At 74.3% G+C, this 1,695-nt stretch carries 3 protein-coding genes; 1 reads left to right on the forward strand and 2 read right to left on the reverse strand.

Annotation, left to right across the window (positions count from 1 at the left end):
- Window positions 1-212: hypothetical protein (locus QH283_RS16135; RefSeq protein ID WP_280503806.1), on the forward strand; the 212-nt coding region annotated here is incomplete at its 5' end.
- Window positions 213-257: 45 nt separating this feature from the next.
- On the opposite strand, the gene QH283_RS16140 is transcribed toward QH283_RS16135, so the two are convergent.
- Complete coding sequence (locus QH283_RS16140) at window positions 258-947, reverse strand: hypothetical protein (protein ID WP_280503807.1); 690 nt, start codon at window positions 945-947, stop codon at window positions 258-260.
- A 219-nt stretch (window positions 948-1,166) separates the two neighbouring features.
- Window positions 1,167-1,695: histidine phosphatase family protein (locus QH283_RS16145; RefSeq protein ID WP_280503808.1), on the reverse strand; the 529-nt coding region annotated here is incomplete at its 5' end.

Genomic DNA, 1,695 nt, shown 5'->3' on the forward strand with positions numbered 1-1,695 from the left:
CGGCGCCCCCGGGCCCCGCGGGCGCCGGGCCCGCGGCGCGGCCCCCCCCCCCGCCCCCCCCCGCCCGCCCCCCCCCGCCCCCCCCCCCCCCCCCGCCCGCCCCCCCCCCCCCCCCCCCCCCCCCCCCCCCCCCCCCCCCCCCCGGGGGGGGCCCCCCCGGGGGTGGTCTCGGCAGCGTTCCGCGCGGTGTCCTCGGCCGAGTTCTCGGCTGAGTTCTCGGCTGAGTTCTCGGCTGAATTCTCGGTGGGGAAAGGCGATCAGATGGTGTGGAAGCCCGCGCCGACGCCGCCGATGGCGTCGACGGCGGAGAGGATGATGTCGATCGGGGCGAAGTAGGCGGGCGAGTGGATCGGGTTGGCCGCGTCCGCGCACGGCAGGTCGAACGGGATGCCCGCCATGCCGGTCAGCCTGCCCTGGTTCATGCCGACCAGACGGTCGCCCACGGTGACCGGGCCGCCGGAGTCACCCGGCTTGGAGCACGCCTGGTTGAGGGTGAGGGTCTCGTCCAGCGAACCCCACACCACCCCGCAGCCGCCGCCGCTGGTGCGGCCGTTGAAGCACACCGTGGTGCCGGGGTCAGGGGTCGCGCCGAGACCGTTGATGGTGGTCTTGCCGACCGTGCGCACCGGGGTCACCTTCGCCGGGTCCAGTTGCAGCACAGCGAAGTCCAAGCCCTTGCCGTTGTCGGAATAGGCCACCGTGCCGATCACGCCCACCTCGAGCGCCGACTCGGCCGCCAGCCGGGAGCCGGTCGGGGCGCAGTGACCCGCCGTCAGGCCGACCAGCCTGCCCGCGTCGTCGTGCCCGATGGCGGTCAGCGAGCACGCCGAGTTGTTGTCGAACACCAATCCCGAGCCACCCCCGAGCACCGCGGACTGCGGCGCCGCCTGCGCCGTCCCCGTGACGGCTGAGCCCACACCTGCGACGACGGCCGCCGTTGCCGCCATCCACCTGAACCTCACAGCAGTACTCCCTCTCGAATCCCGAAACCCGAACAGGCAGGGGCGGTTTCGCGCCCTACCCCCACTCGGCGCGAACCGCCCCCCGCCACGATGGCGTAAACCATGTCACGAACCCGGCCCGCCGGGTAAGCGAATCGCAGGTAACAATCCGGCCAACCCGGCCGGAGGCCACCCGGTACGGATGGTTCCCCGCCGGGCGCCCGGCTAACCCAGATACGAGGTGTCGTTCACCAGCCGCACCGAGGCGCCGCCGTCGGGATAGAACTCCGCGATCGACAGCGAGGCCAGATCCAGGTGCAGCCGGTACAGCACCGAGGGCCCGACCCCGAGGGCGAGCTGCAACAGCGTCTTGATCGGGGTCACGTGGCTGACCAGCAGCAGATTGCGCCCCTGGTACTGCGCGCACAGATCCCGCCGCGCGGCCTCCACCCTGGCGCGCACCGTGTCGAAGCTCTCCCCGCCCGGCGGCGGCAGCGAGGGATCGCCCAGCCAGCGCGCGTGCAGCTCCGGGTCACGCTCGGCGGCCTCGGCGAAGGTCAGGCCCTCCCAATCGCCGAAATCGGTCTCGATAAGGCCCTGATCGGTCCGCAGGGGAACGCCGAGCGCGGTCGCGGCCGCTTCGGCGGTCTGCACCGCGCGGGTCAGCGGCGCGCTGACGACCGCCTCGCTCCCCCCCCAGGCCGCCCGCCTCTTCGCCGCGCGGGCGGCCGGCTCGCGGCCGAGCGCGGTGCAC

This window comes from Nocardia farcinica, assembly GCF_029867845.1.
GTDB classification, from domain to species: domain Bacteria; phylum Actinomycetota; class Actinomycetes; order Mycobacteriales; family Mycobacteriaceae; genus Nocardia; species Nocardia farcinica_A.